25 protein-coding genes and 1 pseudogene are annotated in these 25,169 nt (G+C 57.3%); 15 read left to right on the forward strand and 11 right to left on the reverse strand.

The window, feature by feature from the left end; translation table 11 throughout:
* Positions 1–21: 21 nt before the first annotated feature.
* Positions 22–717, forward strand: coding sequence for a response regulator (locus tag OQ460_RS08725; protein ID WP_410021413.1), 696 nt, complete (start codon positions 22–24; stop codon positions 715–717).
* Between the two features lie 27 nt (positions 718–744).
* Here the strand turns inward: OQ460_RS08725 and OQ460_RS08730 are convergent, their stop codons facing one another.
* A complete protein-coding gene (locus OQ460_RS08730) occupies positions 745–1,782 on the reverse strand; it encodes a patatin-like phospholipase family protein (protein ID WP_410021414.1) in 1,038 nt (345 codons plus the stop codon).
* Positions 1,783–1,999: 217 nt separating this feature from the next.
* Here OQ460_RS08730 and OQ460_RS08735 point away from each other — a divergent pair, with 217 nt between their 5' ends.
* From OQ460_RS08735 to OQ460_RS08745, 3 genes are all read left to right on the forward strand, one after another.
* Positions 2,000–2,278 carry a hypothetical protein gene (locus OQ460_RS08735; protein WP_410021415.1) on the forward strand — a complete coding sequence of 93 codons (279 nt, stop codon included), beginning with the start codon at positions 2,000–2,002 and terminating at the stop codon, positions 2,276–2,278.
* A 92-nt stretch (positions 2,279–2,370) separates the two neighbouring features.
* Positions 2,371–3,132 carry a CHAD domain-containing protein gene (locus OQ460_RS08740; RefSeq protein ID WP_410021416.1) on the forward strand — a complete coding sequence of 254 codons (762 nt, stop codon included), beginning with the start codon at positions 2,371–2,373 and terminating at the stop codon, positions 3,130–3,132.
* Positions 3,133–3,244: 112 nt separating this feature from the next.
* Positions 3,245–4,042 carry an acyl-CoA thioesterase gene (locus tag OQ460_RS08745; RefSeq protein ID WP_410021417.1) on the forward strand — a complete coding sequence of 266 codons (798 nt, stop codon included), beginning with the start codon at positions 3,245–3,247 and terminating at the stop codon, positions 4,040–4,042.
* A 7-nt stretch (positions 4,043–4,049) separates the two neighbouring features.
* On the opposite strand, the pseudogene OQ460_RS08750 reads toward OQ460_RS08745, so the two are convergent.
* The 3 genes and pseudogenes from OQ460_RS08750 to OQ460_RS08760 all read right to left on the reverse strand — a co-directional run bounded on the left by OQ460_RS08750 (position 4,050) and on the right by OQ460_RS08760 (position 7,027).
* Positions 4,050–4,411: pseudogene (locus tag OQ460_RS08750) on the reverse strand (terminase).
* 232 nt (positions 4,412–4,643) lie between these two features.
* Positions 4,644–6,125, reverse strand: a complete 1,482-nt coding sequence (locus OQ460_RS08755) for a methyl-accepting chemotaxis protein (protein WP_410021418.1) — start codon at positions 6,123–6,125, stop codon at positions 4,644–4,646.
* Between the two features lie 95 nt (positions 6,126–6,220).
* Complete coding sequence (locus OQ460_RS08760) at positions 6,221–7,027, reverse strand: TatD family hydrolase (protein ID WP_410021419.1); 807 nt, start codon at positions 7,025–7,027, stop codon at positions 6,221–6,223.
* A 228-nt stretch (positions 7,028–7,255) separates the two neighbouring features.
* Here OQ460_RS08760 and OQ460_RS08765 point away from each other — a divergent pair, with 228 nt between their 5' ends.
* From OQ460_RS08765 to OQ460_RS08775, 3 genes are all read left to right on the forward strand, one after another.
* Positions 7,256–8,674: a transglycosylase SLT domain-containing protein gene (locus OQ460_RS08765; RefSeq protein ID WP_410021420.1), complete on the forward strand. Its 1,419-nt coding sequence runs from the start codon at positions 7,256–7,258 to the stop codon at positions 8,672–8,674.
* A 103-nt stretch (positions 8,675–8,777) separates the two neighbouring features.
* Positions 8,778–9,212 carry a DoxX family protein gene (locus tag OQ460_RS08770; RefSeq protein ID WP_410021421.1) on the forward strand — a complete coding sequence of 145 codons (435 nt, stop codon included), beginning with the start codon at positions 8,778–8,780 and terminating at the stop codon, positions 9,210–9,212.
* A 251-nt stretch (positions 9,213–9,463) separates the two neighbouring features.
* Positions 9,464–9,772 (forward strand): class I SAM-dependent methyltransferase, encoded by a 309-nt coding sequence (locus OQ460_RS08775; protein WP_410021422.1) that lies wholly within the window; start codon positions 9,464–9,466, stop codon positions 9,770–9,772.
* Between the two features lie 9 nt (positions 9,773–9,781).
* Here the strand turns inward: OQ460_RS08775 and OQ460_RS08780 are convergent, their stop codons facing one another.
* Genes OQ460_RS08780 through OQ460_RS08790 form a run of 3 tightly spaced genes read right to left on the reverse strand, consistent with a single transcriptional unit; the run spans position 9,782 to position 13,252 of the window.
* Complete coding sequence (locus tag OQ460_RS08780) at positions 9,782–11,590, reverse strand: Gldg family protein (protein WP_410021423.1); 1,809 nt, start codon at positions 11,588–11,590, stop codon at positions 9,782–9,784.
* 13 nt (positions 11,591–11,603) lie between these two features.
* Positions 11,604–12,329 (reverse strand): ABC transporter permease, encoded by a 726-nt coding sequence (locus tag OQ460_RS08785; RefSeq protein ID WP_410021424.1) that lies wholly within the window; start codon positions 12,327–12,329, stop codon positions 11,604–11,606.
* Entirely contained in the window at positions 12,326–13,252 is a 927-nt protein-coding gene (locus OQ460_RS08790) for an ABC transporter ATP-binding protein (RefSeq protein WP_410021425.1), read from the reverse strand. Before OQ460_RS08790 ends, OQ460_RS08785 begins: the two co-directional genes overlap by 4 nt.
* A 249-nt stretch (positions 13,253–13,501) precedes the next feature.
* On the opposite strand from OQ460_RS08790, the gene OQ460_RS08795 reads away from it, so the two are divergent.
* Together OQ460_RS08795 and greB are read left to right on the forward strand one after the other, a co-directional pair.
* Entirely contained in the window at positions 13,502–14,725 is a 1,224-nt protein-coding gene (locus OQ460_RS08795) for a hypothetical protein (protein WP_410021426.1), read from the forward strand.
* Between the two features lie 156 nt (positions 14,726–14,881).
* A complete protein-coding gene (gene greB / locus OQ460_RS08800) occupies positions 14,882–15,355 on the forward strand; it encodes a transcription elongation factor GreB (protein WP_410021427.1) in 474 nt (157 codons plus the stop codon).
* A gap of 37 nt (positions 15,356–15,392) precedes the next feature.
* Here greB and OQ460_RS08805 read toward each other — a convergent pair whose 3' ends face one another.
* Together OQ460_RS08805 and OQ460_RS08810 are read right to left on the reverse strand one after the other, a co-directional pair.
* Entirely contained in the window at positions 15,393–17,903 is a 2,511-nt protein-coding gene (locus OQ460_RS08805) for an ABC transporter permease (protein WP_410021428.1), read from the reverse strand.
* Positions 17,903–18,586, reverse strand: a complete 684-nt coding sequence (locus OQ460_RS08810; protein WP_410021429.1) for an ABC transporter ATP-binding protein — start codon at positions 18,584–18,586, stop codon at positions 17,903–17,905. The genes OQ460_RS08805 and OQ460_RS08810 overlap by 1 nt, the downstream gene beginning before the upstream one ends.
* A gap of 10 nt (positions 18,587–18,596) precedes the next feature.
* Here OQ460_RS08810 and OQ460_RS08815 point away from each other — a divergent pair, with 10 nt between their 5' ends.
* The 3 genes from OQ460_RS08815 to OQ460_RS08825 all read left to right on the forward strand — a co-directional run bounded on the left by OQ460_RS08815 (position 18,597) and on the right by OQ460_RS08825 (position 20,589).
* Positions 18,597–19,202 (forward strand): arylesterase, encoded by a 606-nt coding sequence (locus OQ460_RS08815; RefSeq protein WP_410021430.1) that lies wholly within the window; start codon positions 18,597–18,599, stop codon positions 19,200–19,202.
* A 56-nt stretch (positions 19,203–19,258) separates the two neighbouring features.
* Positions 19,259–19,555: a hypothetical protein gene (locus OQ460_RS08820; protein WP_084378177.1), complete on the forward strand. Its 297-nt coding sequence runs from the start codon at positions 19,259–19,261 to the stop codon at positions 19,553–19,555.
* Positions 19,556–19,626: 71 nt separating this feature from the next.
* Complete coding sequence (locus OQ460_RS08825; RefSeq protein ID WP_410021431.1) at positions 19,627–20,589, forward strand: L,D-transpeptidase family protein; 963 nt, start codon at positions 19,627–19,629, stop codon at positions 20,587–20,589.
* 172 nt (positions 20,590–20,761) lie between these two features.
* Here OQ460_RS08825 and oprI read toward each other — a convergent pair whose 3' ends face one another.
* A complete protein-coding gene (gene oprI / locus OQ460_RS08830; RefSeq protein WP_003172710.1) occupies positions 20,762–21,013 on the reverse strand; it encodes an outer membrane lipoprotei OprI in 252 nt (83 codons plus the stop codon).
* A 617-nt stretch (positions 21,014–21,630) separates the two neighbouring features.
* Between oprI and OQ460_RS08835 the strand changes: the two genes are divergently transcribed.
* Entirely contained in the window at positions 21,631–21,912 is a 282-nt protein-coding gene (locus OQ460_RS08835) for a GNAT family N-acetyltransferase (protein WP_019692933.1), read from the forward strand.
* A gap of 63 nt (positions 21,913–21,975) precedes the next feature.
* Here OQ460_RS08835 and OQ460_RS08840 read toward each other — a convergent pair whose 3' ends face one another.
* Positions 21,976–23,052 (reverse strand): 3-deoxy-7-phosphoheptulonate synthase, encoded by a 1,077-nt coding sequence (locus OQ460_RS08840; protein WP_410021432.1) that lies wholly within the window; start codon positions 23,050–23,052, stop codon positions 21,976–21,978.
* 193 nt (positions 23,053–23,245) lie between these two features.
* Here OQ460_RS08840 and OQ460_RS08845 point away from each other — a divergent pair, with 193 nt between their 5' ends.
* Together OQ460_RS08845 and OQ460_RS08850 are read left to right on the forward strand one after the other, a co-directional pair.
* On the forward strand, positions 23,246–24,208 hold the full coding sequence (locus OQ460_RS08845) for a putative 2-dehydropantoate 2-reductase (protein ID WP_410021433.1): 963 nt from the start codon (positions 23,246–23,248) through the stop codon (positions 24,206–24,208).
* A gap of 9 nt (positions 24,209–24,217) precedes the next feature.
* Positions 24,218–25,132: a 5'-nucleotidase gene (locus OQ460_RS08850; RefSeq protein ID WP_410021434.1), complete on the forward strand. Its 915-nt coding sequence runs from the start codon at positions 24,218–24,220 to the stop codon at positions 25,130–25,132.
* Positions 25,133–25,169 lie beyond the last annotated feature (37 nt).

The raw sequence follows: 25,169 nt of genomic DNA on the forward strand, positions 1-25,169 counted from the left end.
CACCGATTTTGATGGAACACCATGAGCCAGACTGCGACGATTTTGGTCATTGATGACGAGCCGCAGATCCGCAAATTCTTGCGCATCAGCCTGGCTTCCCAGGGCTATAAAGTGATTGAAGCCGCAAGCGGCAATGAAGGACTGGCCCAGGCTGCGCTGAACAAACCGGACCTGCTGGTGCTAGACCTTGGCCTGCCGGACATCGATGGGCAACAAGTGCTGCGCGAATTTCGCGAATGGTCGACGGTGCCGGTACTGGTGTTGTCGGTACGCGCCAACGAAGAGCAGAAGGTTCAGGCACTGGACGGTGGCGCCAATGATTACGTGACCAAACCTTTCGGTATCCAGGAGTTTCTCGCCCGGATACGAGCCCTGCTACGCCAGGCGCCGGCCGGCGAGGCCCAGGAGGCCGCATTGTGCTTCGGCCCGCTGACCGTGGACCTGGCCTATCGCCGGGTCTCGCTGGACGGTGCCGAAGTGGCGCTGACCCGCAAGGAGTATGCGGTGCTGGCGCAACTGGCGCGTCATCCCGGACGAGTGATTACCCAGCAACAATTGCTCAAGGATATTTGGGGGCCGACCCATACCGAAGACAGCCATTACCTGCGGATCGTGGTGGGACATTTGCGCCAGAAACTGGCGGACGATCCGGCGCAGCCACGGTTTATCGTGACCGAGGCGGGGGTAGGGTATCGATTGTTGGGTGCGCCGGCCTGACAGACACTGGCTATCTGTCAGGGGCGTCTACGACTGCTCACTCTCATACCGATCCAACGTATCGCTGGCAATCTCACGTCCCAGTGCGATCAACTCCGGCGCCTTGTAGAACTCGAAAAACCGGCATACCCGCTTGGGCACGTTGATGAGAATATCCGGCGGGTAGCCCGCAATCTTGTACTGCGCCAATGACGTTTGCATCACCTCGAAGCTCTGGTTGATCAAGTCCAGCAGCGAGGCAGGTCCCACGTTGTCGATGATGAATGAACCGGTAGCCGACTTGGGGGTGCCGGCTTCTTGTGGGGCGGCGGCAGGTTGCTGGGCTTCAGGGTCGGCGCCTTCCGGCCATGGATTGATGTCGGCAGCCTGGGCCTGCAGGGCCTCTTGTTCCAGCAGCAACAGCTGCTCGGCTTGTTTGCGGCGAAACGGGAGATGCGCGCCCAAAGATTGCACCAGATTGTCGAAACGACTTTTGAACGCCGGCGGGCGTTGGATCACTGGCAGTTTGTAGTGTTTCTGATTGGTAGCGTTGAGGTTGACTGCGATAATCAGGTCGCAATGGCTCGACACCACGGGCACGATCGGCAGCGGATTCAACAGGCCGCCGTCCACCAGCATGCGGTTGCCTTGCATCACGGGGGTGAACAGGCTGGGAATTGCCGCCGAGGCCCGCATCGCCTGATGCAGACAGCCTTCCTGGAACCAGATCTCCTGCTGATTGGTCAGGTCCGTGGCGACAGCCGTATAGGGGATTCGCAGCTCTTCGATGTTGATTTCGCCGACGATCTTGCGGATCTGTCCGAAAACCTTTTCACCGCGTATCGCCCCCAGGCGAAAGCTGACATCCACTAGTCGCAACACATCCAGGTAGTCCAGGCTTTCGATCCAGTTTCGATAGTCCGGAAGTTTGCCGGCGGCATAGACCCCTCCGACCACCGCGCCCATCGAGCAACCGGCGACACACGCGATGTCGTAGCCACGCCTTTCGATCTCTTCGATCACTCCGATATGGGCATAACCCCGCGCGCCCCCGGAGCCCAGGACCAATGCAACCCGTTTTTTCATAACTCGATCCTTCGCCAGACAGACGTCCACAATGCACCCATCACGGGAGCAGCTTCAATCCCAATTGACGAAAGCGATTATTTTCCAAGCCGAGTTGTTTGCTCGGGTATGCTCTGGCAATTGGTACTGTGCATTTCAGGCAGTGCAAGAAGGCACTTTTTGATGTAGGCAACGTCTACATCCCACGACTGTTTTTCTTTTTCTTGAGGTGTCATTGATGAAAGCCTGGATGTGTGTGCCTGTGATCGTGTTGGCCCTGGCCGGTTGTGCCGGTAAAACTGCCTATCGCGACAGCTGTGGCAGCCAATTGGATGCCGCCTGGCATGAGCTGGACCTGGCTAAGGCCGAAGGTTTTGCCGGTACTGTCAGTTACTCCAAGGCCTTGTCTTTGTTGACCGGTGCCAAGACGCAGCAACAGTTCGAAGCGTTTGAAGGCTGTGCCAACAAGGCCGAAAAGGCCCGCTTCTATATTCGTGAATCCCGCGCAGGCCGTTGATCCGGGTCAGATGCCAGCGAGCGATAACCGTTAAGGTGGTTTTGGGGCAAGGGTTCACTTGTGCCTCAATGTTGTTTGACAGGGGAAGCAGTATGTCGGCGTTGGTGGATCAGTTAGTCGCTCAGATCATCGGTCTGGAAGTCGGTTTGTTGAGTTGCCAGGCACGTCTTGGCGCAGTCACGGATGATGAGGCCTTGCACGATTTGCGTACTACCGTGCGGCGACTGCGCAGCCTGTTGCGGCCCTTGCGCGATTTACCCGGTGTCGAGCAGCTTGGGGCTGCCGCCAGCGCAGTCGGCCAACTCACCACGCCGTTGCGGGACCGCGAAGTGTTGGCGGCCCACCTCCAGCAACATGGCTACCACCAAGCGGCTACGCGGCGTATGCGTCAACAGCCACAGGCCTACCGCGAGGTCGCTCAAAGTCCGGAGTTGGCGCAGTTACTGCTGATCCTGGCTGCCTTCCCCCGATTTATCCGCGCGTCCCAGCATCAAAAACTGCTCAAGGGTTTACGTGTGCGCATCGAAAAGCGCTTGGCCAAACAATGGCAGAAGCTCGATGCCGCATTGCATGACCCCGATCACGACCGCCACCGGTTGCGCCTGCTGATCAAGCGCGTGCGTTACGCTGCCGAGGCTTATCCGCGACTGGGGAAGCTGCCTGCCAAGGCGATGTCCCGCCTCAAGTCTGCGCAGGGGGCGCTGGGGGACTGGCATGATCACTGGCAGTGGTTGGCTCAGGCCGAGCATCAGGCGGACCTGCAGCCCTGTGTTGCGGTTTGGCATCGCACCATGGCCCAAGCAGAAGGCAAGGCTGATCGGGTTTTGCATAAGCTTGCAGCGCAGTGCTTCTGAGGCCAGCGGACTCGGCGGCTTATCTGTCCGGGTATTTGGCCGGAATAAGTGCTGTGTCTGATGGGCGCGCTGGGTAAGATCCCTCAATCGATTTTCTTGATGTGAGGTCGCCATGCGCTTTAGTGATTTGCTCGATGCTGCCCGTAGCACTCCGTTGGACGTGACGATTCCGGCTGAGTGGGCTCAGGGACGTGCCACATTTGGCGGCCTGGTTGCCGCCTTGCAATACGAAGCCCTGCGCGCACAAGTGCCGGATGACCGCCCATTGCGCTCATTGGCCATTACTTTTGTCGGGCCAGTGGCACCAGACGTTTCTGCCAGTTACCAAGTCGAAGTATTGCGCGAGGGTAAGGCGGTCAGTCAGTTGCTCGGGCGGGTCGTGCAAAACGGCGAAGTGATGACATTGGTGCAAGCCAGCTTTGGCGCTTCACGCAGCTCGGAAATCGACGTGCAAGCAACGCCTGCGCCGTCATTCAAACATTGGGGCGAGTGCCAGGAGCTGCCTTATATCAAAGGCGTGACGCCAGAGTTCATGCGTCATCTGGCGATGCGCTGGAGCGTGGGCGGCCTGCCTTTCACCGGTAACAAATCCCGGGACATGGGTGGCTGGGTGCGCTTGCGCGGGGACGTGAAAGAAGAGCCACTTACCGAGGCGCATATCCTCGCGTTGGTAGACGCCTGGCCGCCAGCCTTGCTGCCACACCTGAAAAAACCGGCGCCTGGCAGCACATTGACCTGGACCATTGAGTTCATCCAGCCATTGGTGTCACTGACTACGCTGGACTGGTGCCAATACCACGTCGAGATAGAGCATGCCCGTGATGGGTACGGTCATGCAGCTGCCGCGCTATGGAGTCCTGACGGCCAACTGATCGCTATCAGTCGCCAGACTGTCGTGGTGTTTGCCTGATCGAATGTCAGCGCCGATGACGCTGGAGCCAGGCCTGCCACCAACCACCGCTCAGGACAAAGAGTGGAAAAGTCAAAACTGCTCGACCACCAACCGCTGCACTGCGTCTTTACGATCACTGAACGGCTCGCTGGCCTGGGATTCCAGACTATGGCCGTGACGTTGCAGCGTCAGGCCGGCGAGCACGCCGACCACGCCAATGGCAGCACTGGCCAGACTCAGGCTGAACACCCCGGACACAATCAACAGAAAACCGATGATGAACAGTGGCACGGCAATCAGGTGCAACACCAGGTTGGTCGGGTGCTGATGGTTCTGCGGGTAGGCGCGCCATTGCCAGGCGGGGAGATCGGGATGACGTTTGCCCATGATGATGAATCCTCTGTCCGTTGAAACGTGATGGACAAAGTTTAGGCCGGGGGAGGGAAGGGGGCGAATTGGGGTTGGCTATGGATGGGATAGGTTTTTAGTGTGCCTCGATTGCCTGAAGCCGGTCAGTTACGGAACGCAAATCCTACATGCGCAGCAAAACCGCCCTAGAAGCTGTCTCGCCAGGGCTCCATGGCTTAAGGCAAGGCCCCGGCTTCCCGGTCAAAGGCTTTCACAGCTTCAGTTGCCCGATCGCTTTGTTCAACTCGCCAGCCAAGGTCGCCAGTTCATTGCTGGTGGTCGCGGAGTCCACGGTTTGTTGCACGGTGTTTTCAGTGACATCACGAATGCTCACCACCGCACGGTTCATCTCTTCGGCGACATGACTTTGCTGTTCGGCGGCGACGGCAATCTGTGTGTTGCTCTCGCGCATCTGCGCTACGGCGCTGGTGATTTCCATGAGTGAGGCACCGGCTTCCTGGGCCTGCTGCACACAGTCGTCCGCCTTGAAGGAGCTTTCCTGCATAAAGTCCACCGCATCACGGGTGCCGGCCTGCAGGGCGGAGACCATGCGGGTGATTTCATCGGTAGAGCTTTGCACCCGCTTGGCCAGGTTGCGCACTTCGTCGGCAACTACCGCAAAACCCCGGCCCATTTCGCCAGCGCGGGCTGCTTCGATGGCGGCGTTGAGGGCCAGGAGGTTGGTTTGTTCGGCGATGCTATGGATGACGCTGACCACGCCGTTGATTTTCTGGCTGTCCTCGGCGAGCTTCTGGATCATCTCGGCTGTCTGTTGCACACCGGTGGATAACCCGGCGATCGAGCGCTGTACCCGGCTTACCACTTCCTGGCCACTACCGGCCAAAGTGTCTGCTGTCTGGGACAGGTCGCGGGTTGCGCCGGCATGCTGGGCAATGTGATGTACGGTAGCGGTCATCTCGTTGATGGCGGTAGCGGCCTGATCGGTCTCGCTTTGCTGGCCGAGCATGCCGTGCTGAACCTCGTTCATGCTGCTGGCCAGGCGTGCAGCCCCCTCATCCAATTGCCTGGCGGTGCGTGCTACGGTGTTGACCACCCGTTGATAGCCTGCCTGCATGGCGTTGAACGCATTTGCCATCTGCCCGACTTCGTCCTTGCACGCCAGAGGTACGCGGGCCGACAGGTCGCCGGTTTTTTCCACGTGCAGCATGACGTCTTTCAAGGTGTTGAGCTGGCTGAGCAGAAAACGGATCAGCAACTGCGAGGCACAAAGCATCGCCAGCATCAGGATCAATACCGCCACCGCGTAGTTGGCAAACCGCTCGGAGAAGACCTGGGTCAGGCTTGGCCCATAAGCCAATACCGCGACCTGTTGCTCGTCTGGGCGCATGAGCACTTCGGCGCCCATCAACGGGTTTTCACCGAACAACGGCATATGGCTGAACTCGACCCAGCCGCTGGCGCTGTTCAAGGCTGACAGGTCGTGCTCTGCTGACTGGGGAGTTTGGCCGCGGGCATAAGTCAGCCAGTGTTCGCCCTTGGGCAGCGGTTGCCCGGCTGGCCAGGACGCGAGCAGTCTTGCCTGGGCTTGCGCCGAGGCTTGGGAGGCGTGGCTGCGGGCCTGTTGTTCGAGCTGCACGGCGTACAGCACCAGGAGCAAGGTGGTGATGAAGGCGACCGCATTCACGGCCCAGAATTTGTACTTCAGCGAGATATTGCTAAGCCAGGCACCCATGGAAGGTTTTCTCTGATAGCGGAAACAGCATTGGCAAGGTGCCACTATTGTGCCGCTATTCATCAAGAACGTGTTGATGTGGGTCAAAAGCCGCGTCAATGCGGTAGTGGCAACCCAAAGAATGCCCGGGCACAAGCGGTGCTGTGTTGCGCCAGCTCTTCCATGCTTTCTTCTCGGTGCAACGCTACCTCGCGCAAGACTTCCGACAAATAGGCGGGTTCATTACGGCCATTTTTCGGTTTCGGGCGCAAGGTGCGCGGCAGCAAGTATGGCGCATCGCTTTCCAACATCAGGCGACCCTGGGGGATTTCCCTGACAAGTGGATGCAGATGCGTCCCGCGCCGCTCGTCACAGATCCAGCCGGTAATACCAATATGCAGGTCCAGGTCCAGGTAGCTGAACAGTGCGCGCTGTTCGCCGGTGAAGCAGTGCACCACAGCGGCGGGCAGGTGATCACGGTAGTCCCGCAGGATTTCCAGCAGGCGCTGATTGGCGTCTCGTTCGTGAAGAAATACCGGTAACTGGAGTTCGACGGCCAAGGCCAGATGCGCCTCGAGAACTCTTTCCTGCTGCGGGCGTGGCGAAAAATCGCGGTTGAAGTCCAACCCGCATTCGCCGACCGCTCGGACACGGCGCTCGTTGAGCAACTGGCGTAAGCGCCGGTCGCTATCGCCGTTCCAGTCACTGGCAGAGTGGGGATGAATACCGGCAGTGGAGAATAACCGCTGAGTACTTTCATCCCATTGCTGGCACAGCTCCAGCGCCTGTTCGCTGCCCTCGAGGCTGGTACCGGTGAGTATCAACTGGCTGACCCCGGCGGCGTAGGCGCGGTCGAGTACGGCCTGATGTTTGTCGTCAAAACTGGGGTTGGTCAGGTTGACGCCAATATCAATGAGTTGCATGGTGCTACCTCCGCCTGCGGTCGGAAAGCATATCAGAGCTGTAGAATTATAAGAAAAACAAAGAACTACAACGAGTTATAGCTGTCTTTAAAGCTCGAAAGTGGTACGGCGGTCGGTCCATGGGGCAAGGCTGTGCTACTTTTGTGTCCAAAGCTTGCGCTCACAGCGCTCTGTTCCCCAATGTCTCGTTATTTGCGGTGCAATGGGCAGTTTCTTTCCGGAGAGCGGATGATTCGACCCTCGGCGTTGCTCATGTCGTGCCTGATGTTGCTGCCCATGACGGCGGTGGCACGCCTGGATGGACCGTTGGAAGTGATCAAGCCCGGAAAGGTGCGAGATCTGGCGGAAATCCGCGGCAGCCGAACCTTGCGTGTGCTGGTCAATCAGAGCCGCAACAGCTCCGGCGAAGTCCGGGGCGAGGCTATAGGTGTGGAATACCGTCGCCTGCGTGCCTTCGAGCAATATCTGAACAGCCGCGCCCGTGCCGGGCAGGAAATCCGCTTCAAGGTCATCCCCAAAGCCAAGGACCAGTTGCTCGGCGCACTGGCCCGTGGAGAAGCTGACTTGGTGGCTCCCGGCGAATTACTCGATGTGACGACGGTGCACAAGATCGCCAGCAGTGATCCGATTGTCAGTAACGTGCCTCTTTGGCTGGTGGGCCACAAGGGCGGACGCCGTTATACCCGCCTGGAGCAGTTGTCTGGACGTACCTTGGCGCTGACGACAGGCAGCGTGGCGGGGGAGGCGGTGAACCAGATCAACCAGAAGCTGGCGTTGCGCAAGCTGCCGCCCGTCAAGGTGGAGTGGGTGGACCCCAGCCTTGCGGTGGAAGATGTGCTGGAAATGGTCCACGCCGGGATCTTCAACCTGACCATCGTTGAGCGCCCGATTGCCGAGCGCTGGTCGAAAGTCCTGCCCAAGTTGCGCTTCGATCGACAGGTGATAATCAGCGAGCCAGGCGATGAGTACTGGTTTGTACGTCAGGATGCCTCGATGTTGCGGGCGAGCATTGATCGTTTCCTGAAAACCTACAAGACGCCGTCCGACCAGGACGTGGGATTTCAGCGTATCTACCGTCGCCTCTATCGCGTGCGCTACCCATTGGCGCGGGTTGATCGCCAGCGTCTGGAGAAGCTGCGCCCGGTATTGCAAAAGCATGCTCGCGAACAAGGCATGGATTGGTTGAACCTGGCAGCACTGGCTTTCAAGGAGTCATCGCTCAATCCCGGCGCGAAAAGCGGGAAAGCACCTACGGGCCTGATGCAGATTACGCCGTCGGCTGCTCGACGGGTGGGGGTCAGTAACATCCAGTCTCTGGACAGTAATGTCCAGGCCGCTGCGCGCTATCTGGCAATGATTCGCCGCAAGTTTTTCGCCAGCCCCAAGCTTAACGAGCGCGAACGCATGGCCTTTGTGCTTGCGGCTTACAACATGGGGCCCGAACGGGTGCAAGGCATGCGTGCGGAGGCGCGACGCAGGGGCTTGAACCCCAATCAGTGGTTCTTTCAGGTCGAGCGTATCGCCATGGAGCAGGTGGGAATGGGCGTCGTCAGCTATGTTAATAGCGTCAACAAGTATTATCTGGCGTTCGATCGCGAAAGAGACACTCTGGAGCCGCCAGTGACAAAAACCGCCTTACGAAAATGATCGATAAATTCGATTTTAATAACGGCTTTTTTCCACTTTAATCATTGTTTAAACTGATTAATATAGCGGCCAACCATCTCCTAACTTGAAAAGGATTATCCGCATGAGCCCATTGATCAAAAACGTTCTGTCCACGCGTGCCGGCTATGGCTTGACGGTATTGCGAATTTTTGTCGGTATCATCTTCGCCGCCCACGGTTCGCAGAAACTCTTTGGCTGGTTTGGCGGCGGTGGCCTGGCGGGTACGGCGCAGTGGATGGAAAGCATCGGCTTGGCGCCAGGCACCTTGATGGCATTGCTGTCGGGCGGGACTGAGTTTTTCGCCGGGCTGGCATTGATCATAGGCCTGCTGGTACGACCTGCAGCCTTGGGATTGGCAATCGTCTCGCTGGTTGCGATTTTCTCGGTGCATATCAGCCACGGTTTGTTCATGGCGAACAACGGTTATGAGTTTGCCCTGGCACTGTTGGGTGGTTGTGTTGCGGTGTTGTTCGAAGGTGCTGGCAAATTGTCTGCCGACCGAGCCATAGCCGATTGAGTTGGCCGCAACCTTCTTTCAAAGGCCCGCCTCGTGCGGGCCTTTTCGTTGTACGGGATTCTTGACACTGCCCGGTCTGCTTCTCTAGGATGCTGACCATGCGCCGATTTAAACAGCTAATTGCGGGGCGCCACAGGAGACTCATTGCAGTCCCGACAGAAGCCTGGCCCAGGTTTCGAAATACCGCTAAAGCGCTGGTTCGGTGTTGCCTCTCACCTGCCCGCAGACTTTTGAGGCAGAGACACGACACGATGAATGCACTACGACCTCTTGTACGCCTGGCCCCGATCACCGCGGGCCTCACTCAGCGCAATCCGAAGATTCTCCTTGGTGGCAAGCACCAGCCGACGCTGTTGCGTTATCTGGATGGCTGGCCTCGTCGAACCGGTCGTCCTTCGGCATTTCTGATCCAGTTTGTCGAGGACGGAGAATCCCTTGCCCGCTTCGCCACGGACAGTTTCGATCTGGCAGTGATTCAGGCGCCTAGCGCTGCGGATGCTGGCGAGTTCATCCAGCACCTGACCCGTGTTGCGCGCCAGGGCCTGATCACCCGTCGCTGAGAAGGGGGATCAATAGAATGCCGCTGCAGGCGTATGTCGACGACGTCTGCGCATCAGGAAAACGCCCAGTCCAAGCAGACTCACGATCACTGGCATAGCCACGATGGTGAGCAGTTCTACCCTGATTTCGAACTGGCGAACTTGCCGGAAGGTCTCGTTTTTCAATGCGTGGAGTTCCATGGGCAAGCGCAAACGCTCTTTATTGAGCGCTTGCAGCAAGGTGTTGGAAGTAGTCGCTTGAGTCCCAAATGACGAGGTAGATGAGGTCAGTGACTGCCACTCTTTTTCCGTCTGAATCAGGCGCTGTTCCAGAAGGCCGGCCTTTTCCCGATAGGCCTTGCCAGCATCTGCGCGCAACCTGTCCAACGGTGTTGCAGGGCCGTGAATACTTGCGTGGGCGCCGACATTTATCAGGGTATCGGGGGCAGATAGGTTGTCGAGTATGTTCAAGACGAAGGTTGCGTTATCCGAGCGAACAGTTTTTTGCCCGTTGTTGCTTCGTGCTGAGTTCCAGACGCGATCACTGAGTAGATCGGTGTCAGCAACCACCACTACGTGAATATTGGCAGCGTTGTGCAAGGGACGTTTCTGCCCGTCGATAACTTCGGCAAAGGCGGAATACGCAGGGCCCTGAATGCGGGCTGCTAGCACATGATGCTGGGCTTGGGCTGCCGCGTCGCGGATCAATGAGTCGAAGCTGGCTGGTTGGGTGAGGCGTTCAATATCAAACAGCGCCGCCCGGTCAGAACTATGGAGCAAGGGAGTGAACGTGGTGCGGCTTTTTTTGAGTGGTTTGAACGCTCCTGAACTCAGCAACCTGACGTTTTGCAACTTCATGGTACTGATATCGTTTTGCGCCAATGCTTCTCTGGGAAGCGTGAGGGCTCCTGGATGCTGTACGGGAGATTGTCCACTGCTCAGGATGGCTGATGTTGCGTATAGGCTGTCAGCCACGGCTTTGTTCATCGGTATCTGCACACCCCACGCTGCCAGCAAGCCTTTGAGGCTGGAAAGAGAAGAGGGCGTTGCAATGGTTGAGTTCCACTCGCTTAGGGGGTCGATAAACATCAGCAATTTGCCTCCTCCCAGTACGAATTGCTCTATTGCAATCAACGTTTTTTCGGGAAGTTGGCTGGAATGAACGACCATCAGGGTCTTTACATGCTCTGGGATGTGCTGGCTGTCCTGAGCAAGGCTCATCAGGTTGAACTGCTGACGGATCTCTTGCAGTAATTGCCACGCGGGTACCGCTTGCTGGGTGCGTTCGTCCCGATGGCTATCCATCGGCAGTGTGGATATCAAGCCGATCACCGGTTGGCTCTGGCGCACGACGTTGTGAATCAACCGGCTGATTTCATATTCCAAAAATGCCTCTCGCTCGGGGGCGAACCACTCTATTCGCTGTGGTTCCTGATTTACACGGGTGCCAACCAGGCCAAAGAAACCGTGTTTGTCATCCAGACCCAGTAAACCAGCCTTGTATGCATCTTCCGAAAACGGTGCAGGATCAATCAGATGGAGATTGATCTTGCCTTTTGCCGCATTCTCATATGCTTTGAGCAGGGTGGTCACGCGTTCGCTGTATTTTTTCAGGTCCAGTCTTTTTTGTAGATAGTTGTTTGAGTTGAAAAAATAGAGGTCCACAGGGCTTTCAAGTGTGGTGAGCAATGCTGTAGTTGAAGCAGATAATGAATGGGTTTTATTGCTTGATAGGTCCAGCCTCAGCTTTGGAAGCTTCAGCGCCCATACCAGATTAAAAGCGAGAAAGAGCAAGATGATGACGGCTAACGTCATGCCAAAGCGTATAGGGTTCTTCATTGGAATATTCCGCTCAACCGTGTCTGAAATTTAACGTGACGCTTGTCGCGGTGAGAAAAGCAAGGATCATACTTGCGAAGTATAATATGTCGTGTGAAGTCAGGAGCCCTGAAGTGATCGTGTCGAACCGCGTCGATGGGCTAAGAGTCATCAAGCTGTCAACGATGAAAATTGGTATTTGGTGATCCAGTGCGTCAATGATTGAGAATAAAATACTGGTGGCCAACAGGAGTCCCATGGTGCTGCTAAAGATGATCAATCTGTTGCGTGTCACTACACAGATAAAACAACCCACAGAAAGGTAAACCCCTGACAATAGCCAGCTTCCAAGGTATTGAGCGATGATGATGCCATCATCTGGCGTGCCCAAATACTTAAGTATGACGAGTGTTGGGAAAGTTGATAATAGTGTGAGTCCACATACCATCCATGCGGCCATGAACTTTCCCGACGTCAATTCAAATGCAGATACGGGAAGGGCGCTGAAGAAGTCTTGCGCACCCTCTATATGTTCATCTGACCAAAGGTGTACGCAAATGGCGGGAATGAACGCAAGGTAAAGCCAGGGGTGGTGCTGGAAAAATGCACTTAAATCGGTTTCGTCTTTCGCAAGAAAATTTCCAGCGTAGAAGCCAAGTGCCGCGTTGGCTATCAAGAACGTCACGATGCAGAGATACGTTATCGGCAGGGAGAAGTAACTAATGAGCTGACGCTTGAAGATCGCCGGAAGAAGTTTCATTTGGCTGTCTCCTGGCTCAGGTGGTGGATTACATCGCTCAGCCGCCCGGGTTCCAAGGTCAACGAGTTGATTTTCCAACGGCGGTTGGCAATTAAGGTGTTGATATGTGGATAAATGATCTGACCCGGCATAGCGAGTACTGTGACGCTGCCTGGGGAGACCCGGTCTTCTTCAATGCCTGCTACGCCGGGCAATACCGCCAGGGCCAGCAAATCCAAGGGTTCATCGGCTGCCAGTGTGACCGCTTGATAGTGGCGTGAGCTGCGTTGCAACTCCTGCAGTGGAACGTCTGCCAGCAGGCGCCCATCACCAATGACTAGCGCGCGGCTATATACGCCGGACAGCTCCTCAGGATTTCGGGAGGCCGTTATGACCGTCATTTCTTGCGCCAGGGACTTGATGAGCATTCTGATCTTGTGTTTTTGCGACGCATCGAGGCCGTCAGTAGGCTCATCGAGCAATAGCAACTTGGGATCGTGAAGAATGGCTTGGGCAAGTGCCACTTTGCGTCTTAATCCTGGAGGTAGTGTTTGCACCGGTGATTTCAGCGCTGGCCAAAGTTCCAGGCGTGTGACGGCCCGGTCAACCATTTTGCGCTTATCCATTCCCCGGAACCCACGGACTTCAGCAATAAAATTAAGGAACCCTTTAACGGTCATGGTGCTATGGCTAAGCGCGGAGTCTGGTTGATAGCCTATTATTTTTTTTGCGTTCAGCGGTTGCGTGTAGATATCAATTCCACATATTTTTATGTTGCCTGAAGAGCGCTGGATCGATCCTGCCAGTAGCTTGATTAGCGTGCTTTTACCTGCGCCGTCATATCCGAAAAGTCCTACGCACTCCCCGGGCTCGACACGGAACGTCAAATCATGGATGGCGAATGCCTGGCTAATTCTCTTTGTTAGATTTGATATCTCGATCATTGTGTTTTCTACTTGATAAGTTTGCCAATGCTCACTGTGTTGGCGAGCGTCTCGAGTAGTCCCGGTACTGGTTTGTAAAAAAATGGTACGTTCAATGGGGGATTTAGGGAACGTTGAAATTGGTGAATAAGGTAAGTCCTACACGTTGTTCGATCATTGCCTGAGACAATTGCTTCGTTCTTGAAGCTCTAGCATCTTCTATTTATAAATTTTGTGCATTCAAGTATTGCTGTCACGGAGCCCGAATTCATGATGCTTCTACGTACCCTTGTTCTTGAGCAATCCGGCCATGACGCCCCGGTCAATGGTGCATTGTTGTGCTGTTTTGCCGTTCCACAACTTTCATCGAATTACCTGGCGTATAGTCTGGACGAAGAGATGGAACCTGGAAGTGCCCGGGTGTATATCGCGGCGTTGCGTAAAAAGTCAGAGAGGTATTTTCTTGGAGGTATTGATTCCAAGGATGACCTGCAGGTAGCGATGCGTGTCTTCAAGCAAATCCTGACTCTGGCTGCCGCGACCGGGACCAAGGATGGAAATGTCGCAGAGCCTCAAGTGCCGTATCACTTTATAGATTTGAAAGGCTGCAAGTTGCCGCCTGCACGGCCAGAAGATCACCACTCTTTGATGATCAAGAAGGCATTGGTGATGAAGCTGATCAGCCTGGGAACATCGGTTATCGGTTTGCCGGCCATTGAAAGCTCGGAGTTGATTGTTCCCTCTATACGCTTTTCTTCCAAAATGGTGTCGCCCATCAAGACCGAAAGTCGCCCTGAATCTGAAACGGTGGCATTGCTTGAGGAACCGCAAGTGCCGATGAGTGGGGGAGCCGAGGCGCTGCCTGATGAAAAAAATATGCCGACCGCATCGCTTGAGCCTTCGATGGCGCCTGTGATCAATGTGCCACTGCAACCTGTCGGTGAAGATCAGGCGTGTTCTCCAGAACCTGACAAGCCATTAGCGTCTATCAAAGAAGACCAGGCTTCCCTGTTTGACGTAGACAATACGCTGACCAACCTCGCCCGGTTGGCTCAGGAGTTGACGCAGGAGAAACTCGCGGTCATCAAGCAACAGGCGGAGCTTGAGCAACTGCGTGGCCAATTGCAGAAGGAAAAGGCCGCTTTAGAACAGTCAAACCGGCAAACGATTGATCAGGACGCTGCGCTACAGCAGTTGGCCCGGTCCTTGAGTGGTCGTGAAGAGGCACTGGGCCGTGATACGCAGGTACAACAGGCCGAGCAGCGTCGTCTGGAGGACTGGGCTCGGCAACTGGAGAATGAATCTTTTCGGCTGCAGGCGCATGATCTGGAGGCTCTCCAAAAGCAAGAACAGTTATCGGCGGGGCTGGCTCAAGTTTCAAAGATCAGGGACAGTCTGAAGGACCTGCTTTTTCGTCTCGATGGCACATTGGCTGGCGTTGTGATTGATCGTAAGCAGGAGTGCGGCCCCTTGGGATCATCAGCATCCGATTGAAAAAAGATCAATCATTTGGCTGTCTCGGCGTTATTCTCGAGTGTGGCGACTTTCCCGTGTTCATTTATCATCGGGCTCCAGCGATCGGAGCCGGGTGGTCAGTGCGCACCTGCTGGAGGTCGCAACTGTTTATAATTTTCCGGGGATGCGAAGCTTTTGAGTACCAAGCTGATAACCAAAGAAGGTCATGACGCGCTCAAGAAAGAGCTTGATTATCTATGGCGTGAAAAGCGTCCTGACACGACGCGTAAAGTAACTTGGGCCGCATCGCTGGGTGACCGGAGCGAGAACGCCGATTACCAGTACAACAAGAAGCTGCTGCGCGAGATTGATCGTCGGGTACGTTATCTGCGCAAGCGTCTTGAGGATATGCGCGTGGTTGAATACATGCCGGAGCAGGAAGGCAAAGTATTCTTTGGCGCTTGGGTGGTGATCGAAAACGAGCAAGGCGAGACCAAGCGCTTTCGTATCGTTGGCTATGACGAAATTTATGAACGTATGGACTACATCTCCATCGACTCGCCCATGGCAAGGGCATTGTTGCGCAAGGAGGTGGACGACGAAGCGATCGTCCAGACCCCCGGTGGCGAGGTGTGTTGGTGGATCACCAGCATTGAGTATGTGAAGTAAAGCCCGCGCGGCGTGAAACCGGCGGGCCGCTGTTGGCTCAGCCTTCGCGCAAGACGGTAAGAGGGCTGGCATTCAAGGCGCGACGAGTGCCGAATACCCCGGCGCCACCGATCAGCATCGCACCGATGATTGGGAGTACCAGCAGCCAGGGATGAGGATGCCAGTCCAGGTCGAAGGCATAGCGGTAAAGCACCAGGGTCACCAACTCTGTTCCCAGCGCGGCCAGCAGTCCGCTGACCGCTCCCAGCAGCCCAAACTCAATTCGGCGTGCCTTGACCAGCAACTTGCGTTCCGCACCCAGCGCACGCAGTAGCGCGCCTTGGCGAATGCGCTCGTCCAGCGTGGCTTGCAGCCCTGAGAACAGCACCGCCATGCCCGCTGCCAGCACAAACAACAGTACGTATTCCACGGCCAGCGTGACCTGGGCAAGAATGCTGCGCAGTTGAGCCAGCAGGGCTTCCACCTGCAAGATGGTTACTGCAGGGAAGGCCCTGGACAGATCGACGATCTGCTGGTCATGCCCGGCTGCCAGATAGAAGCTGGTCAGGTACGTGGTCGGGAGGTCTTTCAGCGTGCCGGGCTGGAAGATCATGAAGAAGTTGGGCTGGAAGTTATCCCAATTGATTTCTCTCAGGCTGGTGACTCGAGCCTCTCGGGTTTCCCCGCCAACGGTGAAGACCATGTGGTCATTTAGCTTGAGTTTCAGGCTGTCGGCGACCTTGGTTTCTACCGAGACGCCGGGGATGCCATCGCTCGGTTGATCCGGCCACCACTCTCCCGATGTCAGGCTGTTGCCCGGCGGCAGGTTGGCGGCCCAGGTCAGGCTTAAATCCCGTTGTGTCGCACGGTCGCCACTGGAGTCCTTGCTGACAATGTCCTGCACCGGCTCATCGTTGATGCTGATCAGGCGTCCCGGTACTACCGGGTACAGAGGGGCCGCCTGCGCTTGCAACTCAAGTAGCCGGGCACCAAAAGCGTCTTTGTCTGCCGGCAGGATGTTCAGGGCGAAATAGTTGGGTGCGTCCTTGGGTAACTGGTTTTGCCAAGTGTCCAGCAACTCCCCGCGCAGTAAGGCAATCAAGCCCATGGACAACAGGATCAGGCCAAAGGCCAGGGACTGGCCGGCCGCCGCCAGTGGGTGGCGCAGCAACTGACCCAGTCCCAGGCGCCAAGGCAAGGAGGCCCGGGCGAGTAAGCGGCGCAGGCTCTGCAACAGCAGAAGCAGCAGGCCGCCCAATACCAGGGCCGCAATTATGCCGCCTCCCAGCAGGGCGAACGTCAACAACAGGTCCAGGCTCAAGCGCCACATGATCAGCCCCAAGGCAAGCAGCGCCATGCCGTAGACCATCCATGTACTGGAGGGAATCGGCAGCAAGTCGCGACGCAATACTCGCAGCGGCGGTACGCGGCCCAGCGCGGCCAGAGGCGGCAAGGCAAAACCTGCGAGCGCCACCAGGCCGGTACCGATTCCGGCGACTGCGGGCAACAACCCGCCAGGGGGAACGTCTGTCGGCAGCAGGTCGTGCAACAGATAAAACAGCCCCAGTTGCGCCAGCCACCCCAGCACCGCTCCGGCAAGACTGGCCAGCAGGCCCAGAACGGTCAGTTGCAGGCTGAACAACAACATGGTTTCCCGCCGGGACAACCCGAGGCAACGCAGCAGGGCGCTCGCATCAAAGCGCCGGCTGGCAAAGCGATTCGCTGATAGGGCGACGGCCACGCCGGACAGCAACACCGCCACCAGGCTGGCCATGTTCAGATAACGCTCGGCCTTGCCCAGGGCACCGCCGATTTGCTGGTTGCCGTCCCGGGCGTCTTGCAGGCGCTGGTTGGCAGCCAGGTTCGGTTCGATCAGGTCGCGGTAGATTTGCAGGACGGGGCTGGCTGGCGGCCCGCGCCACAGCTCGCGGTAACTGACGCGGCTGCCGGGTTGGACCACTCCGGTGGCCTCGAGGTCGGCCAGATTGATCATCACCCTGGGCGTCAGGCTGTAGAGGTTGCCGGCACGATCAGGTTCATAGGTAAGAACACGAGTCATGCGCAGGCTCTTCATGCCGACATCGATGCTGTCGCCGATTTTCAGCTCCAGCGCTGTCAGCAGTCGCGCCTCGACCCAGGCTTCTCCCGGTTTTGGGCCGCCTCCCGGTGTTTCTTCGGCGAAGGGTTCGATGGCGCTTTTCAGTTCGCCGCGCAACGGGTACTGCTCGTTGACTGCCTTGATACTTGAAAGCTGAATGCCGTTGTCGGTGGCAATGACGCTGGAAAACTCTACGACACGGGCATGTTCGAGCCCCAGGTCGGTGCCGCTTTTTATTTGCTCGGGCCGGGCAGGAGAGCTGCCTTCGAGCACAAGATCGGCGCCGAGGAACTCGGTGGCACGCATCAACATCGCGCCATTGAGGCGAGCGCCGAAATACCCGATGGCAGTGCTGGCTGCCACGGCCACCAGTAAAGCAAAGAACAGCACGCGCAACTCACCGGCACGGGCATCGCGCAGTAATTGACGAAGTGCAAGGCTGATCAGGCGTAACAGCGGCAAACGTGCCATCAAGGCTCCAGTGGCGCGACCATCAGGCCGGCTTCAAGGCGGATCAGGCGGCGGCAGCGATGGGCCAGACGCTCGTCATGGGTCACCAGCACCAGGGTCGTGCCGTTCTCTTTGTTGAGTTCGAACAACAGGTCGCTGATGCGTTCGCCGGTATGGCTGTCGAGGTTGCCCGTTGGTTCATCGGCAAACAGCACGTCCGGCTCGGCGGCAAACGCCCTGGCAATGGCGACGCGTTGCTGTTCGCCACCGGAAAGCTGGCGCGGCGAATGGGTCAGGCGCTGGCCCAGGCCTACGCGCTCCAGCAGATGCCGGGCACGTTCGCGGGCGTCCTTGCGGCCGTCCAGCTCCAGCGGCAGCATGACGTTCTCCAAGGCATTGAGGCTGTCCAGCAATTGGAAGGATTGAAATACAAAACCGACGTGCTCGGCCCTGATTCGCGCTCGCTGGTCCTCGTCCAGAATGCTCAGGGCTTGCCCTGCGAGTGTCACTTCACCGCTGCTGGGCAGGTCAAGGCCGGCCAGCAGGCCAAGAAGGGTGGATTTTCCGGAACCGGAGCTACCGACGATAGCCAGGCTATCGCCCTTGTTCAGTTCCAGGCTCAGTTCGTGCAGGATAGTCAGTTCACCTTCCGCGCTGGGAACCACTTTGCTAAGGTTCCGCGCGGTGAGAATGCTTGCGCCCATGGAGAATCCGATGCGAATGTGGTTTTTGAGTGCTGGCCTGGCCTTGATGTGCGTGGCCCAGGGCGCAGCGGCGGGTACAGTCCTGATCGTTGGCGATAGTATCAGTGCCGGTTTCGGCCTGGATACCCGTAGCGGGTGGGTGGCGCTCTTGGAACAACGGCTCAAGCTCGAGGGTTTTGACGATAAAGTGGTCAATGCCTCCATCAGTGGCGACACCAGTGCCGGAGGCCTGGCGCGGCTGCCGGCGGCACTTGCAGAGCACAAACCCGAGGTGGTGATCATCGAGCTGGGCGGCAATGACGGCCTTCGTGGCCAGCCGCCTGCGCAATTGCAACAAAATCTTGCGTCGATGATTGATCGCTCCAAGGCCAGCGGTGCCAAGGTGCTGTTGCTGGGCATGCAATTGCCACCTAATTATGGTTCGCGCTACACCCGCGCATTTGCCAAGGTATTTGTCACCCTGTCCAAGGAAAAAGAGGTTCCGCTGGTGCCGTTTTTCCTTGAGGGAATCGGTGGTCATCCCGAGATGATGCAAGCCGATGGCATCCACCCGGCACTCGGCGCACAGAGCAAGTTGCTGGAAAATGTCTGGCCGACACTGAAACCGCTGCTATGACGCTTTTCTAGCAGCGGTCTTTCGGCTAAGGTGGCGCCCCCGATTTGGAGCCCCCGATGTCGTCGCGTCCTGCCTGGTCCTTGTTTGCCTACCAACTGATCGAGCCAGACGAGCAGCTGGATCTGTTCGCCTGCCAGGAAGTGCGAGTGCATCTGGTAACGCGCCAGCTAGAGCTTGGCGGTTCCATCGACCGTACGCTCTGTGGCACGTTGCTGCCCGCCCAGCCGCGCTGGTCGTCGGTGGACCGCTCGATCTTCCAGGATCAGCGCCTGTGCCCCCTGTGCCGTGCGATTCTCGAATCGCAAAAACGTGGTACGCCGCCGATCTGGCCGGAGTTGCGCTTCGAGCTTTGAGTGTGGTGCCCGTCGGGCTCCCGTGTACAATCGAATTTCTACTACCCGTCGATCTGCGAAGGATTTTCCGGATGTTGTCGCGCCTCCCTGCCGTCACCCGTTGCCTGTCTCTCGCTGCACTGTGTGCAGCCGGTCCTGTTGCAGCCTTGCAGTTGCCCATGCCGCCACCGGGTGAAGACATTGTCGGTCAGGTCCAGGAGATCGCCGCCAAGTATGAAGATACCTTTGCTGACCTGGGAACGACCTACGACCTGGGTTATTCGGAGATGGTTGCGGCCAACCCGGGTGTCGATGCTTGGCTGCCAGGCACCGGGGCTAAGATTGTGCTGCCGACCCGTTTCATCCTGCCGCCGGGGCCACGTGAAGGCATCGTGATCAATCTGGCTGAGTACCGGTTGTATTACTACCCCAAGGGCCAGAGTGTGGTTTATACCTTCCCCCTTGGGATCGGTCGTGAGGGCTGGGGCTCGCCGATTGCACATACCAGCATCATTGCCAAGACGCCGAACCCTACCTGGACACCTCCGGCCTCGATCAAGGCTGAGCACGCTGCTGATGGTGATCCGTTACCCAATGTGGTCCCGGCCGGCCCCGACAACCCTTTGGGGCCGTTCAAGTTTACCTTGGGTACGCCGGGCTACCTGATCCACGGATCCAACAAAAAGTTTGGTATCGGTACGCGGACCAGCCACGGTTGCTTCCGCATGTTCAACCAGAATGTGCTGGAGTTGGCGGATATGGTGCCGGTGGGTACGCCAGTGCGGATCATCAATGAGGCCTACAAGTTCGGCATGAGTGGCGGCAAGGTCTATCTGGAGGCGCATGCGCCACTGAACGATGACGGCACCCCTTCGGTGGTCGACAAGCACACGGCAGTGATCAACGCGATGCTCAAACGTGAAGACCTGACCAACAACCTGAGGATTAATTGGGACGAAGTGCGAGACGTAGTTGCGGCGGAAGATGGTTTGCCAGCGGAGATCGGAGTGCCCGGCGAGGCAGCGATGATCAGCACTACTCCGCTCGACCTGTAGGGGCCGGTTGGCCGGCGATGGCCGTCAACGATGACGCTGGTTTGCCTGGAATGAGTGCGGGCCTTGCAGTTCTCGCTGGCAAGCCAGCTCCTGCATTCAACCTGCACTATCGTCCGGGCATAAAAAAGCCGATCCAAGAATGGATCGGCTTGATAACAATCCCAAGGGATTATTACTTGCGGCTAGCTTTTTCCAGCATGCGCAGAGCACGCTCGTTAGCTTCGTCAGCAGTCTGTTGTGCTTTTTGAGCAGCAGCCAGAGCTTCATCAGCTTTGCGGTAGGCTTCGTCTGCACGGGCCTGGGAGCGAGCTGCTGCGTCTTCAGTTGCAGTCAGACGAGCTTCGGTTTCTTTGGATACGCTGCTGCAACCGGTAGCCAGAACTGCGGCCAGAGCCAGAGCAGAGAATTTCAGAACGTTGTTCATCGTGTTCCCCTTCAAGGACTTTCTATTTAATGGCTACTTGCTCAGAGTGAGCTAATAGCCGGCGTACATACTACCCATTACTTGTAGTAAGTAAACTGACGTAGCGCAAGAAGCAAAAAAAATTCTTTTGCCGGATCTTTTTTTGGCTCATCTTTAGCGAGTTCGTATAAAAAACATCCAGCTATTGGGGTGTCGCCGAAGATTGGATCCAGCGCTGAAAGCGCCAGTGGGCAAGTGTTAAGCGTTGTAAACCTGCGTCAGTTTATATATCCATACGGGCACTATTGTTCAGCTTGTCTTTTCAGCTGACGGTATCTTTTATGCATGTCGCGGTGACTTTAAGAACGATTGTTCGTCTCATGCTTCAACTGCCGGCAATGTTCAGGCCATCGACTTCAGGATGTTCGATTGGCCCTTTCTATGTTCGCCAGCCATGCAGAATGACGAGTGCGTCTTGAGCAATCGCAGGATTGGCGCCTACTATTCCTACATGCTGGTCGTAAGCGCTGTAAGGCTTTTCTCGTTGTCGAAACCCGGCACGGGTGGCGTAGATGTTCCTTCGCCGGAAAAACATCGGTAAGGTAGGGGTCAGAAACCTAGACCCGCGAGGAGTAGTGATGAGCGAGGCGTTGTCCATCCACCATGACCAGGCTGGTCATCAGTTCGAGACCAATGTGGACGGTCATCGTGCTTATCTGACCTATATGGACCTGGGCAAGCAGACCCTGGATATCTATCGCACGTTTGTGCCCAATGCCCTGCGTGGGCGTGGCATTGCCGCTGCGCTGACCGAGCAGGCGTTGCAATACGCCGAGGAGATGGGTTACACGGTGATCCCGTCCTGCTCCTATGTCGAACGCTACATGGAGCGCCATCAGCGCCATGCCGCAAAGCTATGAACTGATTCAGCGCTCATAAAAAACGCCGGGCTAGCCCGGCGTTTTTGTGTGCGTAGCTTGCAGTCAGGTGCGTTTGCGCTTGGGCAATACGTCCTTGAGCTTGGCATGCATGCTGCGCAGGGTGGTCTCGGTAGCGGACCAGTCAATGCACGCATCGGTGATCGACACACCGTACTGCAGGTCTGCCAGATCCTTTGGAATAGCCTGGCAGCCCCAGTTCAAGTGGCTTTCGACCATCAGGCCGATGATCGACTGGTTGCCTTCCAGGATCTGATTGGCAACGTTCTCCATCACCAGCGGTTGCAGCGCCGGGTCTTTGTTGGAGTTGGCGTGGCTGCAATCGACCATGATGTTTGGCTTGATCTTCGCCTTTGCCAGGGCCTGTTCGCACAGAGCAACGCTGACCGAGTCATAGTTGGGCTTGCCGTTGCCGCCGCGCAGTACCACGTGGCCATAGGCGTTGCCTTTGGTGGTGACGATGGAGACGCCACCTTCCTGGTTGATCCCCAGGAAGCGGTGCGGGCTGGAGACCGACTGCAGGGCATTGATAGCGACCGTCAGGCCACCATCGGTGCCGTTCTTGAAGCCTACCGCCGAGGACAGGCCAGAGGCCATTTCCCGGTGGGTTTGCGATTCGGTGGTACGTGCGCCAATGGCCGACCAACTGATCAGGTCTTGCAGGTACTGCGGGGAAATCGGGTCGAGGGCCTCGGTTGCTGTCGGCAACCCCATTTCCGCCAGGTCCAGCAGTAGCTGACGACCGATGTGCAAGCCGTCCTGAATCTTGAAAGAGTCGTCCAGGTAAGGATCGTTGATCAAGCCTTTCCAGCCAACGGTGGTCCGTGGCTTCTCGAAGTAGACACGCATCACCAGATACAAGGTGTCGGACACTTCTGCGGCCAGCACCTTGAGACGCTCGGCGTACTCGTGGGCAGCCTTCAGGTCGTGGATAGAGCAAGGGCCGATCACCACGAACAGGCGATGGTCGGTGCCGTCGAGGATGTCACGAATGACTTCGCGGCCCTTGGTGACGGTCTGCAGGGCAGCGTCGCTCAAAGGGATCTCGCGCTTGAGCTGATCGGGCGTGATCAGGGTCTCGTTGGATTCGACGTTTAGGTCGTTGATCGGTAAATCAGCCATCGTGTTACTCGTCAGGGTCACGGGTGCCGGCCGCCAGCGATCCCCGTGCGGCGGAGCACAGCATGATTTAAATGCAGCGGGGGTGCCGAACCTTAGCGCGTAACAAGCCCGCTCGACAATGGGCAATTGCGCCCGTTGTCGCGTGGCCTGATAGTGTGCCTGCGGTGTTTGAACGAGAACCAGGGGAGTTGTCATGACGGATACAGCAGGCCACACGCCACGTATCGGCATTATCGGGACCGGTGCCATCGGTGGTTTTTACGGGCTGATGCTGGCGCAGGCCGGCTTCGATGTGCATTTCTTGCTGCGCAGTGAGTTCCAGGTGGTCAGCCAGCGTGGATTACAACTCAATAGCACGGTGCATGGCGCAGTTAGCCTGAATCCCGTCCAGGCTTATGCCTGTGTAGCGGACATGCCGCCATGCGATTGGTTGCTAGTGGGGACCAAAACCACCGGTAACGTCGAACTTGCGCCGACCATTGCCCGAGCCGCTGCCCCGGATGCCAAGGTGGTGTTGTTGCAAAATGGACTGGATGTCGAAGACAGCTTGAGGGAACACTTGCCTGATTCACTGCATTTGCTGGGTGGGCTTTGTTATATCTGCGTTCATCGCGGCGCACCTGGTGTTGTCGAGCATCAGGCGATGGGCAGGGTCAACCTTGGCTACCACAGTGGCCGTGCCGCCAATGACGAGGCTCGCCGGCAGGCTATTGTGGAGGAGGGGGCCGCGCTCTTCCAGCAGGCCGGGATTGATTCCCAGGCCATGCCCAACCTGCATCAAGCGCGCTGGCACAAGTTGGTGTGGAATGTGCCGTACAACGGGCTATCGGTATTGCTTGGCGCGGGCACTACGGCGTTGATGGCTGATGAGTCGAGTCGTGAAATGATTCAGGCCCTGATGGCTGAAGTCGTACAGGGGGCCAAGGCATGCGGCCATGAAATTGCCGCCAGTTATGCCGAGCAGATGTTCAGCATGACCGAGCAACTGACTGATTATTGGCCAAGTATGTATCACGATCACTTGCACAAACGCCCACTGGAGCTGGCAGCAATCTATGCCCGTCCTTTGGCTGCCGCCAGGGCGGCGGGTTGTGAATTACCGCGAATGCAGGCGTTGTACCACGCCTTGAGTTTTATCGATCGGCGCAACCGCTGAGGAGCGAGCATGGCGAAAGGAATGAGCGACAAACTGGTGCTGGCGATTTCCTCGCGGGCGCTGTTTGACTTGAGCGAAAGCCATAAGGTCTATCTGGCCGAAGGTGTCGAGACGTATCGCAAGTACCAGATTGATCACGAGGAGGAAATCCTTGAGCCGGGTGACGCTTTTCCCTTGGTCAAAAAGCTCCTGAGCCTCAATGCGAGCCTGGGGCGCGCGCGGGTCGAAGTCGTGCTGGTGTCGCGTAACAGCGCCGACACCGGCTTGCGCGTATTCAACTCGATCCAGCATTACGACCTGGATATCTCGCGTGCCGCGTTCGTCGGTGGGCGTAGCCCTTACCCTTATCTGGCGGCGTTCGGTTGTCATCTGTTTCTTTCCACTCACGCAGAAGATGTGCGCAGCGCCCTGGATGCCGGGTTTGCTGCAGCGACTATTCTGTCTGGCGGCGCCCGTCGGGCTAGCAGTGCCGAGCTGCGGATTGCCTTCGATGGCGACGCGGTGCTCTTTTCCGACGAGTCAGAGCGTATCTATCAGTCTGGCGGCCTGGAAGCGTTTCAGGCCAGCGAACGGCAGTCTGCCCGTGAACCTTTGCGTGGAGGGCCATTCAAGGGGTTTCTGGCGGCCCTCAATCTGTTGCAGCGTGAATTTCCCGATGAGGCTTGCCCGATCCGCACGGCGCTGGTGACGGCCCGCTCGGCGCCGTCCCACGAACGTGTGATTCGTACCCTGCGTGAGTGGGACATCCGTCTGGATGAGTCACTGTTTTTGGGCGGGCTGGAAAAGTCGGCGTTTCTCGAGGCGTTCGCCGCCGATGTGTTTTTTGACGACCAGGCTGGCCACTGCGAGAAAGCCAGGGAAGTCGTGGCCACCGGGCACGTGCCTCACGGTATCAGCAATGAACCGAAAATCCAGGTCCCTTGAGGTCATTGAACTTTCGAAGGCGCTGCTAAGCTGAAGC

Source organism: Pseudomonas imrae (assembly GCF_046352735.2).
Taxonomy (GTDB): domain Bacteria; phylum Pseudomonadota; class Gammaproteobacteria; order Pseudomonadales; family Pseudomonadaceae; genus Aquipseudomonas; species Aquipseudomonas imrae.

Coding starts and splice junctions, on each gene's coding strand:
- OQ460_RS08825 (WP_410021431.1), top strand. CDS start 19,627: ATGTTGTCGCGCCTCCCTGCCGTCACCCGTTGCCTGTCTCTCGCTGCA.
- OQ460_RS08765 (WP_410021420.1), top strand. CDS start 7,256: ATGATTCGACCCTCGGCGTTGCTCATGTCGTGCCTGATGTTGCTGCCC.
- OQ460_RS08725 (WP_410021413.1), top strand. CDS start 22: ATGAGCCAGACTGCGACGATTTTGGTCATTGATGACGAGCCGCAGATC.
- OQ460_RS08770 (WP_410021421.1), top strand. CDS start 8,778: ATGAGCCCATTGATCAAAAACGTTCTGTCCACGCGTGCCGGCTATGGC.
- OQ460_RS08755 (WP_410021418.1), bottom strand. CDS start 6,125: ATGGGTGCCTGGCTTAGCAATATCTCGCTGAAGTACAAATTCTGGGCC.
- OQ460_RS08850 (WP_410021434.1), top strand. CDS start 24,218: ATGGCGAAAGGAATGAGCGACAAACTGGTGCTGGCGATTTCCTCGCGG.
- OQ460_RS08785 (WP_410021424.1), bottom strand. CDS start 12,329: ATGAAACTTCTTCCGGCGATCTTCAAGCGTCAGCTCATTAGTTACTTC.
- oprI (WP_003172710.1), bottom strand. CDS start 21,013: ATGAACAACGTTCTGAAATTCTCTGCTCTGGCTCTGGCCGCAGTTCTG.
- OQ460_RS08735 (WP_410021415.1), top strand. CDS start 2,000: ATGAAAGCCTGGATGTGTGTGCCTGTGATCGTGTTGGCCCTGGCCGGT.
- OQ460_RS08845 (WP_410021433.1), top strand. CDS start 23,246: ATGACGGATACAGCAGGCCACACGCCACGTATCGGCATTATCGGGACC.
- OQ460_RS08745 (WP_410021417.1), top strand. CDS start 3,245: ATGCGCTTTAGTGATTTGCTCGATGCTGCCCGTAGCACTCCGTTGGAC.
- OQ460_RS08815 (WP_410021430.1), top strand. CDS start 18,597: ATGCGAATGTGGTTTTTGAGTGCTGGCCTGGCCTTGATGTGCGTGGCC.
- OQ460_RS08730 (WP_410021414.1), bottom strand. CDS start 1,782: ATGAAAAAACGGGTTGCATTGGTCCTGGGCTCCGGGGGCGCGCGGGGT.
- OQ460_RS08835 (WP_019692933.1), top strand. CDS start 21,631: ATGAGCGAGGCGTTGTCCATCCACCATGACCAGGCTGGTCATCAGTTC.
- OQ460_RS08780 (WP_410021423.1), bottom strand. CDS start 11,590: ATGAAGAACCCTATACGCTTTGGCATGACGTTAGCCGTCATCATCTTG.
- OQ460_RS08840 (WP_410021432.1), bottom strand. CDS start 23,052: ATGGCTGATTTACCGATCAACGACCTAAACGTCGAATCCAACGAGACC.
- OQ460_RS08795 (WP_410021426.1), top strand. CDS start 13,502: ATGATGCTTCTACGTACCCTTGTTCTTGAGCAATCCGGCCATGACGCC.
- OQ460_RS08810 (WP_410021429.1), bottom strand. CDS start 18,586: ATGGGCGCAAGCATTCTCACCGCGCGGAACCTTAGCAAAGTGGTTCCC.
- OQ460_RS08805 (WP_410021428.1), bottom strand. CDS start 17,903: ATGGCACGTTTGCCGCTGTTACGCCTGATCAGCCTTGCACTTCGTCAA.
- OQ460_RS08760 (WP_410021419.1), bottom strand. CDS start 7,027: ATGCAACTCATTGATATTGGCGTCAACCTGACCAACCCCAGTTTTGAC.
- OQ460_RS08820 (WP_084378177.1), top strand. CDS start 19,259: ATGTCGTCGCGTCCTGCCTGGTCCTTGTTTGCCTACCAACTGATCGAG.
- OQ460_RS08790 (WP_410021425.1), bottom strand. CDS start 13,252: ATGATCGAGATATCAAATCTAACAAAGAGAATTAGCCAGGCATTCGCC.
- OQ460_RS08740 (WP_410021416.1), top strand. CDS start 2,371: ATGTCGGCGTTGGTGGATCAGTTAGTCGCTCAGATCATCGGTCTGGAA.
- OQ460_RS08775 (WP_410021422.1), top strand. CDS start 9,464: ATGAATGCACTACGACCTCTTGTACGCCTGGCCCCGATCACCGCGGGC.